Origin of the sequence: Pseudaquabacterium terrae (assembly GCF_013266755.1) — a bacterium.
GTDB classification, from domain to species: Bacteria; Pseudomonadota; Gammaproteobacteria; order Burkholderiales; family Burkholderiaceae_C; genus Pseudaquabacterium; species Pseudaquabacterium terrae.
On the sequence record NZ_JABRWJ010000003.1, the window covers coordinates 739574 to 758108 of the forward strand.

Sequence of the window (18535 nt, forward strand, 5' to 3'; positions counted from 1 at the left end):
ACGCTGCTTGCGACGCTGCTCGGTCATCGGCGCGCGTTCCCGGTTCCGGCCGATATCGAGCGCTTGCGCGGGCAGCCCGCGAAGCCATCGCAGATCGGTAGCGCCGAGCGCCGCAGGTCGCCCTCGCTGGCGACTATGCCGGCGACAGCGGCAGCGCCTGACCCCGACCCTGCGGTCGATTCTCAGGACCACGCGGAAGGAAATGGCTCTTGGTTCGACGGCTCACCGGGTTCGGCGGGCTCTTGCACGGCCGAGTACTTGAGATCGCGGGTGAAGAACTGCGCCGTCAGCCGGCTTTCGCCGTAACGGCAGTCGGGCGGCACGAGAGACTGCTGATCGGGTCCGAACGCAACTGCGGTCACGGTGGCTGTGTGCGGGTCAGCGACGATGGCCACGCCTTGCGCGTCGCCGTGCATCTGGATGTCCAACAACACCAGATACCGAGGGCTCAGACCGGTCGTGGCCGTCAGAAGTGCGCAACCGTGGTCGTGCAGTCCTTGCCGCAAGTCCCGCACCAGGGCATCGAACGGCATCGGCTTCTTCCGCCCCTTGGGAATGCGCACGACCTGCTCTCTGCCGCCCGTGCGAGCCCGCCAGCGCTCGGCGATGCTCTTGGGCTGCCGGCCCCAACTGGCCGGGTTCGCCGGGTCCACCATCTCGTCCAACTGCTCCCCTCGGCTCATGCGCATCATCAGCTCGCAGGCCATTTCGCCGTCACTGTCGCCGACCGATGGGATGAGGTGGTGGCCATTGCCGATCGGAAACGCGCGCCACGCGCCATTCTGGGTGTGGCCAGCGTTCACAGCATCCCGGCCGACCCGGAAGTACACCGCGTCCGATCCAGCCACCTGCGTGAAGCACGCCATGCGAGGAGTGTCGATCCCGGCGGCCAGGAGCCCGCCGGCGCGGACGAGCGACACGGATGCGCGATGCGGGCCGTCGTGGATCGGGATTCGGATCAAATCATCGTGCGCTTTCGAGCCGATGAACAACTCGGCCTGGTGGACGTCCAGGCTGAACTTGCCCGTGCTCTCCGGAACCCAGTTGTAGAACGGAGTGCCGGTCTTGGCCTTCTCCCTTTCCTTGGCCGCACGCTCTTCCGGAATCATTTCCCGCAAGCGCATGACTTCCAAGCCCCGCCCCACGGTGCCAAGGTAGCCCTTCAGGCCTGGCAGACGCTTCAGGTTCGCCTCGGCGCACTGCCGCAGATCCACGGGCAGGTGCTCCACGTGCTGCAGCCGACCGAGCTCGCGCGCGTCCGGTCCCACCTCGACCTTCGCGCCCAACGGCGGTGTGGTCGGCCATTTCAGCGTGGACGGTGGCGGCCCCGAGGGTTTGATCGCATTGAAGTGGCTGCCCACCCGTTCCGCAACCCTGGAAGCCACGGTAGCGGCCATGCTGCGCGCGAAGGACCTCAATGTGGTGAGGATCGAAGAAAGGGCCATGGGGACTGACCAGGCGCTTCCGGAGGCTGAACCGATGTTGATGCGGGCGTCTTGAGGCATGGTCTATGAGTGCTGGCTTGCGACTGTCGAGGGGCCGACCCGCAGGGTAGAGCGGCATGGCGATGTCGGGGCCTACAAGGCGAAGGCGTGCCGCGCCGAACGAAGGCGAACCCGCGATCGCCCACAGCGTTCGAGCGCCCGCCTCGCTGCCCTCGCCATGGCTTCGGGTGCCGGCTTCACTTCGCGAGCCGCGGCGCCGCTTCGTCTCCGGCGCCGCGCCGCGCGTCGACGCGATGCATCCTTCCCGCATCCCCGCAGGACGCCCCGATGACCGACCACCTCTTCGACACCCCCATCAATCTGTCCGCGCTGACCGCGACGGGCGTCAACCACGCGCCGCTCGCCGTCGCGCCGCTGCCCGACCTGTCGTGGACCGAGGGACGGACCGCGCAGTTCGTCGTGCCCCGCGCCACGTTCTACGACGGCGACGGCGACGGCGATGCGCTGCGGTACTACGCGATCCAGGCCGACGGGAGCGAGTTGCCGTCGTGGATGTCGTTCCACGCACCGACCCGCACGCTCAGCGGCCAGCCGCACGCCGGCGCGCGCGACGTGTCGGTGCTCATCGTCGCCGTCGACCCTTGGGGCGCCTACGGCTGGGACCAACTGACGGTGCGCACGCCGGCCGCGGCATCACCGAAGCTCGTCGGAACCTCGAGCGACGATGTCCTATGGGGGACGCAACTGGACGACCTGATCCGCAGCTACGCCGGAGCCGATCGCATCGCTGGCGGGAACGGCGACGACACGATCGACGGCGGCATGGGCATCGACACGGCCCTCTTCAGTGGCGCGGCTTACCAGTACGAGTTGTCGTGGGACGCCGCCGCGTGGGGCTGGTCGCTGCGCGACCTGTACGACGGCCGCGACGGCCGCGACCTGCTGTTGAACGTCGAACGCCTGCAGTTCACCGATATCGCCGTCGCGCTCGACCTCGGCGGCAACGCCGGCCGCGTGGCGCGGCTGATCGGTGCCGTCGCCGGCATTGATGGGCTCGGCGATGAGCGGCTCGTCGGCCGCGCGCTCGGCCTTAAGGATGCCGGCTACAGCGATGTCGCGATCGCCTACGAACTGCTCCGGGCCGAAGGGCTTCACTCGCCGGCCGCGGTCGTCGCGGAGTTGTGGACGAACCTATTCGGCACACCACCCGCGGCATGGCAGAGCCAGCCCTACGTCGACATGATCGAGCGCGGCACATCGGCCGCCGAGCTCGCCGTGATGGCCGCCGATACCGAGCTGAACGCGCAGCGCATCGACTTGGTCGGGCTGTCGTGGTTTGGACTGGGGTATGTAGCCGACGGCTCCTGATCCAACTCACTTGCCAGAAGCAAGATGAACAGCTGGACTGGCAACCCGACCGAGCCGCCGCGACGTCACCGGCGGATGATGAATGAATGGTCGTGCACAGACCGTGAACGGACGCGTTGAGGACGGGGGTTCGATTCCATGCCAACGATTGGAGACCGCTTGGGCACGCCACCGCCGCAGCCATCGATGCCGGGCACCGCGGGTGCGCCTCAACCTGCTCGTGGGTTGGACGCGGGGTCTGCCCTTCCCCGTCGGAACCAGGACCTCGCGCAGTCGAATCAACCGCAGGACCGGCAACGTCCGCGCACTGCGCCACCCGCCCTGGCGACGACCAAATGGATTCCCGGCATGCAGGTGAACCTGGATGTGGTGGACGCAGCATGGAAGCTCATGCCGACCGAGCGGTCCACGCCGGACTTCAAGCACGAAGGTGCCGCACGATCGCTCCAGCCCGTGGCATTGGTGCTATCCGCCGCGCTCCCCACGATCACCGATTCGACGGCGCTGGGCAATGCAGCACGATGGCTTGACGCATACCTGTCGCTCGGAAGTGGCAGCAAGACGGACACCCAAAGAATCGCCGTCATAGCGCACCAGGCACCCGTTTGGACATCACTCCTGAATCAGCTGCCCAACGTGGACAACTCATCGGTCCAGTACCAGGTGCTTCACCGACTTTACAAGGAAGCCTCTCACGCCGCGGCATCAGGAAAGGAAACGCTCGCGCAAGTGCGAGAACATCTCGCCGCGGGTTTGGGATGTCTCGAGTCCTTTCTGTGCGGCCAGCGTACCGCACCCGAACTGCCTGCCCGCCACGTGCGTCGGGTAGGTGCTGCGGTTCTCGAGCAACTCGGAAGACCGCTGACCGAAGGACTGGACACGGCCGATCCGATGCGACATGCAGTGGCCAACCTGCAACCCATGACGCCAAGAGAACAGGCCCTCTATCGCGACAATCTTCGGTCCACGATGCGGCAGCTGGAAGCCGTGGATACCAGGCAGCCCAAGCTGGGCGACCTGGGCGTTGCTCTCGCGTACAGCATGAACAAGCGGATGCCCGGAATGGACGCTATGGTCTTCGACTTCGGGACGGAGTTGGCAGCGCACTTGACTGCTAGAGCTAGAAGCGATGCTTCAGAGCCGGTCTTTGCGGTGGTGACCCGATCGCAGAGGCATGGGAGCGCTGTCATCGCCAACGGAGGCGGCAAGCAAGACGGAGACCGAGCCATGGCGACGTGGGTGGTCGATTCTGTCAATGGAAAATACGAGGATGCCATCGCCTATGACCACCAGCGCACCAAGCTGTCCGCCCACGCGCACGGAAATACGCTGGCGACTGGCACCAACATTCAAGAGGTCGGCGCCGGCTGCATTGTGATGTCGCTCGCACTGCTGGCCAAATCGTTCAAAGCCATGAACCGGACCGTCCAGACGCTGGACGAGATCCGAAAGGGGGCCCTCCCCGATGCATCATGGAAACACCCCTCGGACCCAGATCTGTACCTGCAGCGTTCTCCCCAACGCATGACGGGCTTGACGGCGTCGCACTTCAAGCTCATCCAGGACAAGGACCGCAAGGGCAAGGTCGATCAGCTTCTGGAGGCATCGCCTTCGCTCGCAAATGAGATTGTCAACAAGAAGGGACAAACTCTCCGACAGCGGTACGAACGTCCGGGGAACCTCACCACGGCAACAACGGAGAAGGGCGGGAAGGAGTTCAGCAACTCCCTCGCCACCTTCGCCAACCGCTGGGTAAGGCGCGCCATCGATGATCTCAAGGCCTTGCAGAAAGCCGATGACGGCGGCGCCAGCGGCTGGCGCGAGGCCTGTTTCAGGATTACGCCGGTCACCCTGGATGATGGCTCCATGACCGACCAAAGGGTGGGCCTGAAGCTTCACGCGGAGCCCAATGACGCGAAGCAGGAAGCGTTCCGGGTTCAAGTGCGGCGGTTCGACGAGCTCTCGCACACGGCTCGGGATGTCCGCACCTGGCTCCGACACAATGCAGAGCGGAGTGGCCAAGCAATTCAACCCGATACCAGCATCACGGATATGGCCCAGTCCGACCACTACGGTCGGCACGATCGAGAAGACGTAGCGGAGTCAGGCGAGAGCGAATCGGAGACGGAGACGACAGCATCGACCGATCTTGACGACGACGACCTGTTGGACCTTGACTTCTGATGCACCTCGCCGAACGCGACTTGGTGGAATGCGAGCCTGAACGGCCGGACATTGAACTTCCCGCAGAAGCACCCGCAGGCGGCGGCAACGACCGCCGCCGCCGATGGGGTTGAGTCAGTTCAATACGTCATCTCCCCCTCGGCCTCGAACACGCCATGTGCTGTGACGACCTGCGACCCCTCGTGGCCCCACCGCTTGCCGCCGCCTGTGGCCCGAAGTACAGCCCAGTTCCGCCGGTGATCACGAAGTGACCTGCGATGAGGTTCTCAAAGGCGGCGGTCCAGTCCATGGACCGGCCTCGGCTCGGCCACCAGTCGCCGATGTCCTATGTACATGTACTGGCGGACGTTGACCATGCGGTGGTGCAACTCATCGAACGGCTCAATCTGAACCCGACCCGCCTTTCCATTGCTGTTGATGACGTGGGATTCATCGACGAACATTCCGCAGTGTCCGGAGTAGAAGATGAAGTCTCCGGGCAGCGGCCCCCCTTCTTCTTCGACGCGCCGACCCAGCGTGTCGCTCATGTCCGCCATGGCGCGCGGCGCCGACACCCCCGCGAGCTGCAGGCCCAGCTGAATCATGCCCGAGCAATCAAGACCGAACGAAGACCTGCCGCCCCAAACGAACGGTGTCCCCACGAAACGCCGCATCGTCTGGACGAAGTCAGTCGCGACCACGCCAATCGGTCGGACGTGCTTCTTGAACACCCAGCCAAGTGGCCAGATCTGGTAGTGATCCTCTGCCTCGCCGACAACGCGCAGCTCGGATCCCAGTGAGATGCGATCGACCGCGACCGCCTTGAGTCGAGGAATGGATCGAATGGGGGTCCACGTCTCCCAGACGCGGTGAGTCGCCTCGTGGGCGGAATCGGCGAGTGCTGACCGCCGCACGAAGCCCCGATGACAGTAGGCGCCGAACACCTTGCCGACCTCGAGCCAATCCCCCCACTCCTTGATGACAAGCACGCGCTCCCCGAAGAGCAACTGCGTCTCCACCGTGGCGCGGTCATCGGGCTCCTCGAGCAGGGCAGCATGGCCGCAAACGGACACGAGCGTGGCCAATGCCTGAGATGGCGGCCCGATCGTTCTCTTGGTCACTGCCGCTTCCCGCCCCGGCCCACAGGCACAGCAGTCAGTGCTGAAGAATCTTCGACAGGAACTCCTTGGCGCGTGGAACACGCGCTTCCGGCCGCCCGAAGAAGTCGTCGCGACTGCAGTCCTCGACGATCTTGCCCTCGTCCATGAAGATGATGCGATGGCTGACCTTGCGGGCGAAGCCCATCTCGTGCGTCACGCACATCATCGTCATGCCCTCGCCGGCCAGCTTCACCATCACGTCGAGCACTTCGCCGACCATCTCCGGATCGAGGGCCGAGGTGGGTTCATCGAAGAGCATCACGATCGGGTCCATGCTCAGCGCTCGCGCGATCGCCACGCGCTGTTGCTGCCCGCCGGAAAGCTGCCCCGGGTATTTGTCCTTGTGGGCCATCAAGCCCACGCGGTCGAGCATCTTGAGGCCCCGGACCTGAGCTTCCTCCTTGCCTCGCGCGAGTACTTTGACCTGGGCCAGGGTCAGGTTCTCCCGGACGGTCAGGTGGGGAAAGAGCTCGAAGTGTTGGAACACCATGCCGACGCGGCTGCGCAGCTTCGGCAGGTTCGTCTTGCTGTCGGCGATCGAGGTGCCGTCGACGACGATGTCACCCTTCTGGAAGGGTTCGAGCGCGTTGACGGTCTTGATGAGCGTCGACTTGCCGGAGCCCGAGGGCCCGCACACGACGACGACCTCTCCCTTCTTCACGGTGGCGGAGCAATCGGTCAGCACCTGGAAGGGGCCGTACCACTTGGAGACGTTTCGGATGTCGATCATGGAGAGACTCCTATCGAATGATCTGGATCTTCTTCTGCAAGCGGCGCACCAGGGTCGACAGGCCAAAGCAGATGACGAAGTACACGACAGTGGCGACCAGGTAGGTCTCCACCGGGCGGTTGAAGTTCTTGCCCATCACCTCGAAACCCTTGAGCATGTCGTAGGCACCGATCGCGTAGACCAGCGAGGTGTCCTGGAACAGGATGATCGTTTGCGTGAGCAGGACGGGCAGCATGTTGCGGAAGGCCTGCGGCAGCACGACCAGCGACATGCATTGCGGGTAGGTCATTCCCACCGCGTAGCCCGCATGCACCTGGCCGCGAGGAACCGACTGGATGCCCGCCCGCATGATCTCCGAGTAGTAGGCCGCCTCGAAGAGCGTGAACGTGATGACGGCCGAGATCTCCGCGCCCATGGGACGGCCGATGACCAGCGGTATCAGCAGGAAGAACCACAGGATCACCATCACGAGCGGGATCGAACGCATGGTGTTGACATAGGCCGCCGCCGGCACCACCAGTGCGCTCCTGCCCGACAGGCGCATCAGCGCCAGCAGCGTTCCCAGGGTGATGCCGCCGATCATGGCCACCAAGGTGAGTTGCACCGAGTAGATCGCACCCTTGGCGACGAACGCCGATATGACGCCCCAATCGAGAAACCCGAAGTCCAGAGTGATCATGTTCCGCCTCCGATCATGCCGGGCACCTTCACCCGCTCTTCGACGTACAGCGCGATCCGGTTGATCACGAAAGCCGACACGAAGTACAGCGCCGTGACCACGAGATAGATCTCGATGCCGCGGGACGTTTCCTCCTGGGCCTGGATCGCGAACATCGTCAGCTCGGCGATGCTTACGGCAAACGCCACCGACGAGTTCTTGACGATGTTCATGGACTCGGAAGTGAGCGGGGGTATGACGATGCGATACGCCATCGGCAACAGAACGTAGCGGTACGTCTGCGGCAGCGTCAACCCCATGGCCAGGCCCGCATAGCGCTGGCCCTTGGGAAGCGTCTGGATGCCTGCGCGGACCTGTTCAGCCACGCGCGCGGATGTGAACAGACCCAGGGCGACCACCACGAGCAGGAAGCTCGGTATCGACTGCAGGTCCCTGAAGATCGCCGGCAACACGTGATACCAGAGGAAAAGCTGAACCAGCAGCGGAACGTTCCGGAAGGCCTCGGTCCAGGCGTTGCCGAGCCACACGAGCGGCTTCAGCGGTGTCGTACGAAATATGCCCATCAGCGAGCCCACCACGAGGGCCACCAACAGCGCCAACACCGCGACGGACAGCGTCCATCCCCAGGCCGACATCAGCCAGAGGAGGTAGCTGCGCCCGTCGCCGGTGTCCTGCAGGAATACCTGCCAATCCCATGTATAAGCCATCTTGTCTCCTTCTATTCGCCGCCATGTCTCACGTGCCTAAGCACGGGACATTCGGTCGTTGGCGCCCATCAGCGCCGGGTCCTGCCGGTCGATCACTTCCTGACGAGTTCCTCCATCGGCTTGTCGTTCGGGTTGGACCAAGCGGCCTTCGTCGCATCGGACAGGGGCAGGCCGACCCGGGTGTTTGCCGGCGGAATCGGTTGCATGAACCACTTGTCATACAGCTTGGCCAGCTCGTTGGACTTGATCATGCGCTTGATGCTCTCGTCCACGGCCTGCTTGAAATTCGGATCATCCTTGCGCAGCATGCACGCGATCGGTTCGACCGACAGAACCTCGCCGACGATCTTGTAGTCGGAGGGATTCTTCGATTTGGCGATGTTGCCGGCCAGGATGGCGCCGTCCATCACGAAGGCGTCGGCACGGCCGGTTTCCAGCAGCAGGAAGCTGTCGACGTGATCCTTGCCGAAGACTTCCTTGAAATCCACGCCCGTCGTCCGCTCATGCTTGCGCAGCGTCTGCACGGAGGTCGTGCCGGTGGTGGTGGCGACGTTCTTGCCGGACAGGTCCTTGATCGAATTGATGCCGGAGTTCGCCTTGGTGGCGATGCGCACCTCCTCGACGTAGGTCGTCACGGCGAAGGCCACGTCCTTCTGTCGCGCCGCGTTGTTCGTGGTCGACCCGCATTCGAGGTCGACCGTGCCGTTGACGACGAGCGGAATGCGGTTGGCCGACGTCACGGGCTGGAACTTGACGTCGAGCTTCGGCAACCCGAGCTGCTGCTGGACGTCGGCGGTGATTCGCTGCGCCATTTCGGTATGGAAGCCGACGTATTTGCCGTCTCCCAAGGTGTAGGACAGGGCGCCCGACGATTCGCGCGCACCCAGCGTGATGGCGCCAGTTTCCTTGATCTTCTTGAGGGTGTCGGCTTGGGCGAGCTTGGCCGTGAAGACACTGGTAAGGGCGAGGGCGAAGGCGAGAGTGGTATGTCGCATGAGGTCTCCTTGCTGTAACGATGATCGATGGCGCACGGAGCCTGGTCCTGCGCTATCGGACCCGTTGCATGAGTCATGCCAATTCGAGACGTCGCGTCGATGAATCTCGTCGATGTCCCGCGCCCCCCCGGGGACGGCCTACGTGCGTTCGGCTGGCCCTTGTTTGACAGGGCGGCAATCCACACTGCGCGCATCGACCGCAGGCGGGATTTGCTCACACGCCCTCGAATTCTCAGAGATCCCGCTCGAACCGGTCTCGCGAATTTCCCGACGCCCTTCGTCGAAGGCATCGATCGACTGCCGCCAGGTGCCCGTTCGCCACACGAGCTCCGCGGAGAGTTGAGCGGGCTGGTAGACGGCCGTGTACAGCGTGCCGTAGCCACGTTCATAGGACGTCTGGAACAAGGGCTCGGCGAGCATCACGTCGACCATCTCGCGTTTCGATCCCGAAGCGAGCACGGCTCGGTTCAGCGCCGCGCCGCGCTGGACCGTATTCGTGGCGGCGGCGTGCTCGGCCCACTCCACCGCATGCTGGTGGTTGGTGACCCCGGCGAGCGGCACGACCTCGGCCGGCCGATCCGGAGCGACGAACACCGTGCTGTGGTTCGAGAAGCGGTCGAGCAGCGTCACGGTGTAGGTCATGTGCACGGGAATCGAGCTGAGCAGCCGCACCGCTTCGCGCGTCGTGGTGGCGTACTCCAGCACGTAGCGAACGACCAGCGGAATGCCGAATCCTTCGCCGCGCGCCTTGCGGCCACCGAACGACAGTGACGCGGCGAGCCCGGACTCATTGATGCCGTCCAGCGCGCCGCACAGGCAGTCGCTGACCGCGATGACGCGCTGGCCGCCCCACCGTGTCGCCAGCCATGCACCCTCCAACAACGCCGGCGCATAGTCGTAGTTGCGAACCAGCACCGGATCTCCGTGCCCGGTCCACACAGCCTGCGAGCAGCCGGCAATGTACGGCGGCGGGCACCACAGCGACATGAAGCGGGCCTCAATGTCGCCGCCCCCCGCAAGGTCGACCAGACGCTCCCACACCGGCTCCCACAGCGGCATGTGCTTGCGCAGTGCGCGCCGGCATTCGGTGTAGCTTCGCCGGGCGCCCATCCCGCCGCGGAGGAACCAGCTCTGGTAAGCCGGCCAGTGGGTTCGGAAGTGCTGCTGCCACTTGGGACCGGGAGCGTTCTCCTCGATGGCTTCAATCGACCAACGCATCTCGCCTCACAGGATCTTGAACGCGCCGGGCGCCGGAGCACAGGGCTCCGCCGTGCGCGGCATCGGCCCCCCTTGGTAGGAGCCCTTGATGCCCCGAATCCAGTCTCGCGCCCGCACGTTCAGCCGGAAATCCTTGTCCATCGAGCGGCCCCGGGTGATCAGGATGCCGAGGTCGGCACCCGGGTAGCGATAGTCGCCCTGGCCCGTGATCCGCAGGTAGAACGCTTCCGACTCGGAATCGATGGCGCGGCGATTCGCGTCGAAGCGGTGATACTTCACATGCCCCTCGTTGTCCATGCGGTAAACGCCGCTCGATGGCGCGTTCGAGACGACGTCGATGCTTTCGTCGGTGTGCTTCAGGACGATCTGCGACCAGGAGTCGATGAAGACGTGGTCCGCCCAGCGTTCGTTCAGCTCGTTGACGTTCAGCCTGAACGGCACGCCCGAGAATTCGAGCAGGTGGAACAGGAAGAGCGGCACGTCGGCGTAGGCGAACGCGGCGTGATTGGTCATCGGGCTCGCGCCACAGATGCGCGGATTCAGCTCGCCCAGGTACACCTCGCCGTTGTCGGTGTCGATCAGGAAGTCCAGGTCGAAGTAGCCGCGATAGCCTTCCTCGAGCAGCTGGTTGCCGAATCTGAATGCCATCGAGCGGGCCTTGGCCCGGACCTCTTCGCTGAACGCACCGGGGAAGATCTCGTTGCCGCACCAGCCCCCCTTGTACGGCGTGAGATCCTTCGCGCCGACGATCTCGGTCAGCAGCGGCCCGACGAGCGTCCCGCTGCTGGTGGCGCAGGCTTCGAGCGTGGCCCCCCGGCAGTTGATCCGCTTCATGATCTTGAGCTCGGCCTCGCCGACGATTTCGTCGCGGTGTCGCTCGAAGTCCGCCTCGCTGGCGATGAAGAAGGTCGTGTGGCCGGAGTCGCCGAACGCCGACTGGATGACCAGGTCGTGGCCCAGGCGATGGCGGTCCGCCGTGGCCAGCAGGTCCTGCCATCCGGTGACCTTGGCAAGCGCGTTCGGCACCGAGGCCACCCCGGCCTTGTTGCCGATCCGAACGGTCTCCATCTTGTTGTCGCAGCGCGAGCGCAGCGCTGCCGGAGGAAACCACACCTCCAGCCCGATGTCGCGTGCCAGTTCTTCCGTGCGCTCGTCGAACATCAGGAAGGTCGCGACCGGTTTGCCGCCGCGACGCTCGATGAAGTCGACCACGTCCTTGTGCTGCAGCAGGTAGTTGTTGATGTCTTCGATCGACGTGAATTCTTCGTGAGGCAGCTTTCTCGGCACGAAGACGTTCGGGTGGCGGCCGTCGAAACAATCGATGTGCGCGACGTACTGGAAGCGGTTGACCCACTGGTCGATGCCCAGCAGATTGAAATTGGTCGCGCTGATGAAGTAGATCGGTCGTTCGTTGCGATGAAAGTACAGCCGCAAGTCCGACACGTTGCGAATCGATTGCATGTCTCCTCCTTACTTGTTCAGGGTGGCCTGTTCGGTTTCGTGAGCTCGCGCGGGCTCCTGGGGTGCCGCGGCGCGAGCAGCAACGGCCGCCGCCGCCTTGCCCGCGTTCTCCGACGCCATCCGCTCGAGCGCCTGGGGCGTGAACACGCGAAAGCCCAGTTCGGGGCGGTAGCCGTGGATCTCCCGCACATCCAGCGCTTGCATGAACGCGAGGATCTCGGCACTGATGACCTGGCCGGGCACGAGTACCGGGAAGCCGGGCGGATACGGAATGACGAAGAGGGCCGAAACGACTTCGATACCGGTGGCGATCGCTTCGTTGACCTCGCGCATGGTCAAGTACTCGCAGTTGGCTTCGTCGTACGAGAGGAAGAACGCGCTGCGGATGTCGCCCTCCGGCGTATCGGCCAGGCTGGGATGCATGGCATGGCGGAAGGCGAAGTGGAAGCTCGAAAAATCCGGCAGTGGCGGCAGCGCCTTGGTCAGCCCGTGGATCCTTTTCTGGTGCAGCCGGCGCTCGATGGCGCTCATGTCGTTGACGCCGGCTTCGATCTCCGTGGCGATCTTCACCAGCACCTCGATCAGGTAGGCCAGCGAGGAGCGGGTCGTACCGATGTTGGTCATGAACAAGACCGTGTTGCGTGAGGTCTTGTTGATCTGGATGCCGTACTTGTCCATCAAGTACGCGTTCTTGAAGGTATCGCCGTCGATGCCGGAAGCACCGATGGACAGGGTCAGCCGCGTTGGATCGAGCGCGAATTCATCGACGCGCCAGGCGGCCTCCATGTTGGTCCAGCCGGTTTGCGCGTCGTAGTAGGTGTCGATGCCGGAGTCGCGAAACTCCGCCGGCACGACCGCGCCGACGTTCAGGAAACGGAAGTACTTGCTCAGCAGCGGATGCTTGAGCACCTGCTCGCGCAGCATCATGGCCAGATCGAGCTGCCGTTGCACCAGCTCATAGCCCTCGAGCTCGGCCTGCCGGCGGCCGGCATCCAGCGTCGCCAGGATCTGGTAGTTCGGCGAGGTGGACGTGTGCGTCATGTAGGCTTCATGGAAAGCCTCTTCGGCCTTGTCCTTGAAGTCCTGGTCCCACACGTGGATCATCGACCCCTGGCGCAGTGACGTCAGCGTCTTGTGCGTGGACTGGGTGGCGTACACGCGGATGCGAACCTTCGCGGGGTCGGGCAGCAAGCGCGTCGCGACCAGCTTTTCCTCGTCGTTCCAGTCCTCGGCGGCGAACTCCCGCGAGAAGGCCTGGTAACGGTCGGCATACGACGCGCTCTGGTACTTCGCGTGCAATCGTGCCGCGGCCGACATGCCCGTGCGCCGGCGGTAGGTGGGGTGGAAGCGGGCAAACGCGAACCAGGCTTCGTCCCACAGGAAGATCAGGTTCGGCTTGATCGCGAGGCACTCTTCCATCACCCGTTCGACGTCGTAGACGACGCCGTCGAACGTGCAGTTGGTCAGCAGCACCATCTTCACTCGATCCAGCAGGCCCGCGCGCCGGTAGCGCAGCAAGGTGCGCTTGATCTCCGCGATCGGCACTGCGCCGTACATCGAGTAGTCGTTCAGCGGGTACGAATCCAGGTACGCCACCTGCGCCCCGGCCAGCACCATGCCGTAGTGATGGGACTTGTGGCAGTTGCGATCCACCAGCACGATGTCATGGGGCTGCACCATGGCCTGCACGACGATCTTGTTGGCAGTCGAGGTGCCGTTCGTCGCGAAGAAGGTCCGCCGCGCGCCGAACGCCCGGGCCGCGTATTCCTGCGCCAGCTTGATCGGCCCCACCGGATCCAGCAGCGAGTCCAGTCCGCCGGAGGTGGCGGAGGTCTCGGCCATGAACAGGTTCATGCCGTAGAACTGGCCCAGATCCTGGATCCAGCTCGAATTGACGACCGACTTGGCGCGCGCGATCGGCAGCGCGTGGAACACGCCGGTCGGCTGCTTCGAGTACTCGACCAATGCGGTGAAGAATGGCGTGCGGAACCGTTCTCCCACGCCCCGCATGATGGCCATGTACAGCTCGGTGTGGTCCTCCTCGCGGAAGAACACGCGCTTGAAGATATCGCCGACGCGGATGGCGATCTCCTCGGCCTTGATGTCGGTGACCAGGTAGAGATCGAGCTCCGGCCGCACCTCGGAGATCTTCGCGCCCAGCAACGGACCGCGCTCGGACTCCGGCAGGCACTCGATGTGTTCGTCGACGCCGTCGAGGAACTTGCCGAGCAGGTCGAGCTGGTACTCGGACTTGAATGGAAAGCCGTGCCGGATGACGCAGGCCTGCAGGTTGATGTTGAAGAGCACCGCGATCAGCGCGTCCTCGAAGCTGGGTACGACGACGATGTCGAAGATGAACGCGTCGTCGGGCCGCCGTTTCTTGTGCACCCGCCGCCGCAACGCCTCCTCCTCGTCGGTGCTCATCTCGTCGACGATCAGCACCTCGAAGTAGGGGCGCTGTATCTGGGCCAGCCGCTCCTCTTCGGTGTCGATCTCGGACGGAATCTCGCCGTCCGTGTCCATCGCCGGTTCCTGGTGGCGGTAGGCGTTGCTCGCAAGGAGGCGATTGATGCGCCTGGCGGCAGAATGCAAGCGCGCCAGCTCGCCGGCCGCGAACCAGCCGCAGAGCTCGCCGAAGAGCCGCTTGCCGGGGAAAGCCCAATAGCTCTCGATCGGCAGGAGCATCTCTAACGTCTCTTTGACGCGCGCCTGGCGCTCGCGGAATTCGGGCGTTCCCGAGCCCAGGTCGACAAGGCGCCCGAGATCATCGGTCAGGTTGATCCAGCCGTCGGCACGCATCTCCCAGACGCTGTGGTAACGGTTGAGCGACGTGTAGGGCTTGGTGCGAAGCTTGCGAGCCATTCTTGGAGTCCCTCAGGTCAATGCAGGTCAGACAACGCCGCCGGGGCCGCACGCGTGCGCGCCATCGGTCGATGCCGCGCGCGGCTTCACGAGCGGACCAAGCGTGCGCAGGTAGCCATCAGCCTCCGGGCCGCCCCGGTAGACCGGGAAGTCGACCTCGCGGTCCCGAAAGCTCTTGAGCGGCTGGCCCAGCCCGCGCAGGCCACGCTCGCGCTCCCTGCGGACCTTCTCGAAGTCGATCTCCACCGGAATGATCTGAGGCGTGCCGTCCGAGAGGTGCAGCACATATCCCGAGGGGTCGACGACGATCGACTTGCCGTTTCCGCCGGAGCCGATGCCATTGATGTCGAAGAAGTAGCACTGGTTGGTGACCGCCGAGGCTTGCGCGATCGCCAATTCGACGTCCCTGTCGATGGTGTCGGTCATCGTCGGGTGCAGGATCACCTCGGCTCCCATGGCGGCGAGTTGCCGCGTCGTCTCCGGGAACCACATGTCGTAGCAGATCGAGATACCGAACCTGCCCGCCCCCGGCACGTCGAACACGACGTGCTCGGTACCGGCCGCAATGCCGCGCTCATACGGCCGAAAAGGGAACAGCTTGCGGAACCGGGTCACGACGTGGCCCGATGGATCGATGACCGGAGACGTGTTGTAGATCTGGCCGTTGCGCTGTTCGAACAACGAACCGGGGATCAACCACAGGCCATGCCTGCGCGCGATGTCGCACAGGCGTGCTTCGACCTCCCCCGGCAGCGGCACGGCCTTCTCCGGGTGAGAACCGAAGCAGGCGAGCTCCGAGAACAACAGCATGTCGACCCAAGGGAATCGCTGTTTGACGTGGGTTGCGTAGCGCTCCATCGCTGCGATGTTGTCCTGCTGATCGGACACATACATCTGGATTCCGGCGACGGCGAATGGATTCGTTCCTGACGGCACTGCCTTCTCTTTCTTTGGCTTGATCATCTTCACGCTGCTCACCGGCCCACGCCCGACATGCACAGGTACTTCAGCTCGGTGTATTCGTCCAGGCCCGTGCTTCCGCCTTCACGGCCCAGTCCGGATTGCTTGATGCCGCCGAACGGCGCTTCCGTGGTCGAGATCAGCCCGGTATTGATGCCGACCATGCCGTACTCGAGCGCTTCGCCGACCCGCCATGCGCGGCCGATGTCGCGGGTGTAGAAGTACGCCGCCAGTCCGAACTCGGTATCGTTCGCCATCGCAATGGCTTCCGCTTCGGTGTCGAAGGCGAACAGCGGCGCGAGCGGCCCAAAGGTCTCCTCGCGCGCGACCTTCATCGAGGCGCCCGCATTGGCCAACACGGTGGGCTCGAAGAACCGGCCGCCGAGCGCGTGCCGCTTGCCGCCGGTAAGCACCTGCCCCCCCTTGCCGACAGCGTCCTCGACGTGCTCTTCCACCTTGCGGACGGCCGCCTCGTCGATCAGGGGACCCTGGGTGGTCCCGGCGTCCATGCCATTGCCCACCTTCAAACCCTTCACGCGTTCGACGAACCGCGCCGCGAAATCATCGTAGACACGGCGCTGCACGTAGAGGCGGTTGGTGCATACGCAGGTTTGCCCGGCATTGCGGAACTTCGAGGCGAGTGCGCCCTCGACGGCAGCATCCAGGTCCGCGTCTTCGAAGACGATGAACGGCGCGTTGCCCCCGAGCTCGAGCGACAGCTTCTTGATCGTGTCGGCACAATCGCGCATGAGCATCCGGCCGACTTCGGTCGACCCGGTGAAGCTGAGCTTGCGCACGACGGTGCTGCGCGTCATGGCGCCGCCGATCTCGGCGGCCCGGCCCGTCAGCACCGATAACACGCCGGGCGGCACGCCGGCTTCCTCGGCGAGCGCCGCGAAGGCCAGCGCCGACAGCGGGGTCTGGAGAGCGGGCTTCACGACCATCGTGCAGCCGGCGGCCAATGCCGGGCCGACCTTGCGGGCCAGCATGGCCGTCGGAAAATTCCACGGCGTGATGGCCGCGCACACGCCCACGGGCTCCTTGACCACGACGATCCGATTGGCCGCCTGGGGCGAGGGAACGACCTCGCCGTACATTCGACGCGCCTCCTCGGCGAACCACTCGATGAAAGAGGCGGCATAGACGATTTCTCCCGCCGCTTCCGCCAAGGGCTTGCCTTGCTCCGTGGTCATGATGACCGCGAGGTCGTCCTTGTGCTCGTGCATCAGGGCGGCCAGTCGTCTCAGGATCGTCGATCGCTCCTTGGCGCTGGTGTGGCGCCAAGTCCGGAACGCCGTGTCCGCGGCCGCGATGGCCTCGTCAGCCTCGGCCGCGCTCAGCAGCGGAACCTGAGCAACCATTTCTCCGCTCGCTGGATCGGTGACACCAGCAATGGCGCCGCTTCGCGCGTCCTTCCAATGGCCACCGACGAACGCCTGCCAGCGCAGCAGGTCGGGTCGCTTCAATGTGTGTCGCATCGTTCCTCCTCCCTCAGTCCACCAAGGCCCGGCAAAGCGCCGACAAGGCCTCGTCGAAGATGGCGTTCTCGATCGTGAGCGGATAGAGGAATCGAATGACGTTGCCGTGGCTGCCGCAAGTCAGCAGCAGCAAGCCGTCGAGCAAGGCCCTGGCTTGCACGCGCTTGGCGACCTCGGGCAGCGGGCGTCGCGTTTCGGGGTCGAGAAATTCGATGGCGAGCATCGAGCCCAGTCCGCGCACTTCGGCGATCACCGGATACTCCACCGCCACCGTTTCCAAGGCGCTGCGCAGGCGCGAGCCCAGCTGCTCCGCGCGCTCGCACAAGTTCTCTTCGTCGATGACGTCGAGCACGGCGTGCGCCGCCGCCACGGCCAGCGGGTTGCCGGCGTACGTGCCTCCCAGGCCGCCGGGCTCCGCCGCATCCATGATCTCGGCACGGCCCGTCACCGCCGACAGCGGCAGGCCGCCGGCCAGGCTCTTCGCCATCGTGATCAGGTCGGGCTGAACCGGGTGATGGTGCATCGCGAACATCAGGCCCGTGCGCGCAAAGCCGCTCTGCACTTCGTCCGCGATCAGCACGATGCTGTGCGCATCGCAGATCTCGCGCAGCTTCAGCATCAGCGTCTCCGGCATCACGTGGAAACCGCCCTCGCCTTGCACAGGCTCAACGATGATGGCGGCCACCTGGCGCGGATCGATGTCGCTCTTGAACAGCGTGTCGATCGCGAACAGCGTGTCCTCGACGGTGACGCCGTGCAGCGCCATCGGCGCCGGCACGTGATAGATGGACCCGGGGAACGGACCGAACCCCTTCTTGTACGGGTTCACCTTGCCCGTCAAGGCCATGCCGAGGTAGGTGCGACCGTGGAAACCACCGCTCAGCGCGATGACGCCCGGACGCCCGGTGTGCGCCCGCGCGATCTTGATCGCGTTCTCCACCGCTTCTGCGCCCGTCGTGAAGAGCGCCGTCTTCTTGTGGAACATGCCCGGCGTCACCTCGTTGAGACGCTCGGCGAGGGCGACATAGCCCTCGGTGGGCACGACCTGGTAGGCGGTGTGCGTGAAGCGCTCGAGTTGCGCCTGCACCGCCTGCATCACGCGAGGATGCCGGTGCCCGGTATTCAGCACGCCGATGCCGCCCGCGAAATCGATGTAGCGACGCCCTTCGACGTCCCACAGTTCGGCGTTGCGAGCGCGCGCGGCGAAGAACGATGCAAAGACGGCAACGCCCCGGGGCGTGGCGGCTTCCTTGCGGGCTTGAAGCTGTTGATTGATTGACATGGTGAATCGGAAGACGTCAAGAAGACA

14 protein-coding genes are annotated in these 18535 nt (G+C 64.6%); 2 read left to right on the forward strand and 12 right to left on the reverse strand.

Going from position 1 to position 18535, the window contains the following annotated elements; genetic code table 11:
- Positions 1–182: 182 nt before the first annotated feature.
- The gene (locus HLB44_RS12465; RefSeq protein ID WP_173122885.1) at positions 183–1445 is read right to left on the reverse strand and encodes a hypothetical protein; all 1263 of its coding nucleotides are present in this window, start codon (positions 1443–1445) and stop codon (positions 183–185) included.
- A 327-nt stretch (positions 1446–1772) separates the two neighbouring features.
- Here HLB44_RS12465 and HLB44_RS12470 point away from each other — a divergent pair, with 327 nt between their 5' ends.
- Positions 1773–2813 carry a putative Ig domain-containing protein gene (locus tag HLB44_RS12470; protein ID WP_173122886.1) on the forward strand — a complete coding sequence of 347 codons (1041 nt, stop codon included), beginning with the start codon at positions 1773–1775 and terminating at the stop codon, positions 2811–2813.
- 348 nt (positions 2814–3161) lie between these two features.
- Entirely contained in the window at positions 3162–4997 is a 1836-nt protein-coding gene (locus HLB44_RS12475) for a YopJ family acetyltransferase (RefSeq protein ID WP_173122887.1), read from the forward strand.
- 266 nt (positions 4998–5263) lie between these two features.
- On the opposite strand, the gene HLB44_RS38180 is transcribed toward HLB44_RS12475, so the two are convergent.
- The 11 genes from HLB44_RS38180 to gabT all read right to left on the reverse strand — a co-directional run bounded on the left by HLB44_RS38180 (position 5264) and on the right by gabT (position 18508).
- Positions 5264–6097, reverse strand: a complete 834-nt coding sequence (locus HLB44_RS38180; protein ID WP_173122888.1) for an NlpC/P60 family protein — start codon at positions 6095–6097, stop codon at positions 5264–5266.
- Positions 6098–6131: 34 nt separating this feature from the next.
- The gene (locus tag HLB44_RS12485) at positions 6132–6866 is read right to left on the reverse strand and encodes an amino acid ABC transporter ATP-binding protein (protein ID WP_173122889.1); all 735 of its coding nucleotides are present in this window, start codon (positions 6864–6866) and stop codon (positions 6132–6134) included.
- Positions 6867–6876: 10 nt separating this feature from the next.
- On the reverse strand, positions 6877–7545 hold the full coding sequence (locus tag HLB44_RS12490; protein WP_173122890.1) for an amino acid ABC transporter permease: 669 nt from the start codon (positions 7543–7545) through the stop codon (positions 6877–6879).
- Positions 7542–8252 carry an amino acid ABC transporter permease gene (locus HLB44_RS12495; protein WP_173122891.1) on the reverse strand — a complete coding sequence of 237 codons (711 nt, stop codon included), beginning with the start codon at positions 8250–8252 and terminating at the stop codon, positions 7542–7544. The genes HLB44_RS12490 and HLB44_RS12495 overlap by 4 nt, the downstream gene beginning before the upstream one ends.
- 92 nt (positions 8253–8344) lie before the next feature.
- Positions 8345–9247: a transporter substrate-binding domain-containing protein gene (locus HLB44_RS12500; RefSeq protein WP_173122892.1), complete on the reverse strand. Its 903-nt coding sequence runs from the start codon at positions 9245–9247 to the stop codon at positions 8345–8347.
- A gap of 138 nt (positions 9248–9385) precedes the next feature.
- A complete protein-coding gene (locus tag HLB44_RS12505; RefSeq protein ID WP_173122893.1) occupies positions 9386–10465 on the reverse strand; it encodes a C45 family autoproteolytic acyltransferase/hydrolase in 1080 nt (359 codons plus the stop codon).
- A 6-nt stretch (positions 10466–10471) separates the two neighbouring features.
- Complete coding sequence (locus HLB44_RS12510; RefSeq protein WP_173122894.1) at positions 10472–11926, reverse strand: biotin carboxylase; 1455 nt, start codon at positions 11924–11926, stop codon at positions 10472–10474.
- A gap of 9 nt (positions 11927–11935) precedes the next feature.
- A complete protein-coding gene (locus HLB44_RS12515) occupies positions 11936–14788 on the reverse strand; it encodes an aminotransferase class I/II-fold pyridoxal phosphate-dependent enzyme (protein WP_173122895.1) in 2853 nt (950 codons plus the stop codon).
- A 27-nt stretch (positions 14789–14815) separates the two neighbouring features.
- On the reverse strand, positions 14816–15751 hold the full coding sequence (locus HLB44_RS12520; protein WP_173122971.1) for a carbon-nitrogen hydrolase family protein: 936 nt from the start codon (positions 15749–15751) through the stop codon (positions 14816–14818).
- 11 nt (positions 15752–15762) lie between these two features.
- Positions 15763–17226: an NAD-dependent succinate-semialdehyde dehydrogenase gene (locus tag HLB44_RS12525; RefSeq protein ID WP_173122896.1), complete on the reverse strand. Its 1464-nt coding sequence runs from the start codon at positions 17224–17226 to the stop codon at positions 15763–15765.
- Positions 17227–17239: 13 nt separating this feature from the next.
- A complete protein-coding gene (gene gabT / locus HLB44_RS12530) occupies positions 17240–18508 on the reverse strand; it encodes a 4-aminobutyrate--2-oxoglutarate transaminase (RefSeq protein WP_173122972.1) in 1269 nt (422 codons plus the stop codon).
- Positions 18509–18535 lie beyond the last annotated feature (27 nt).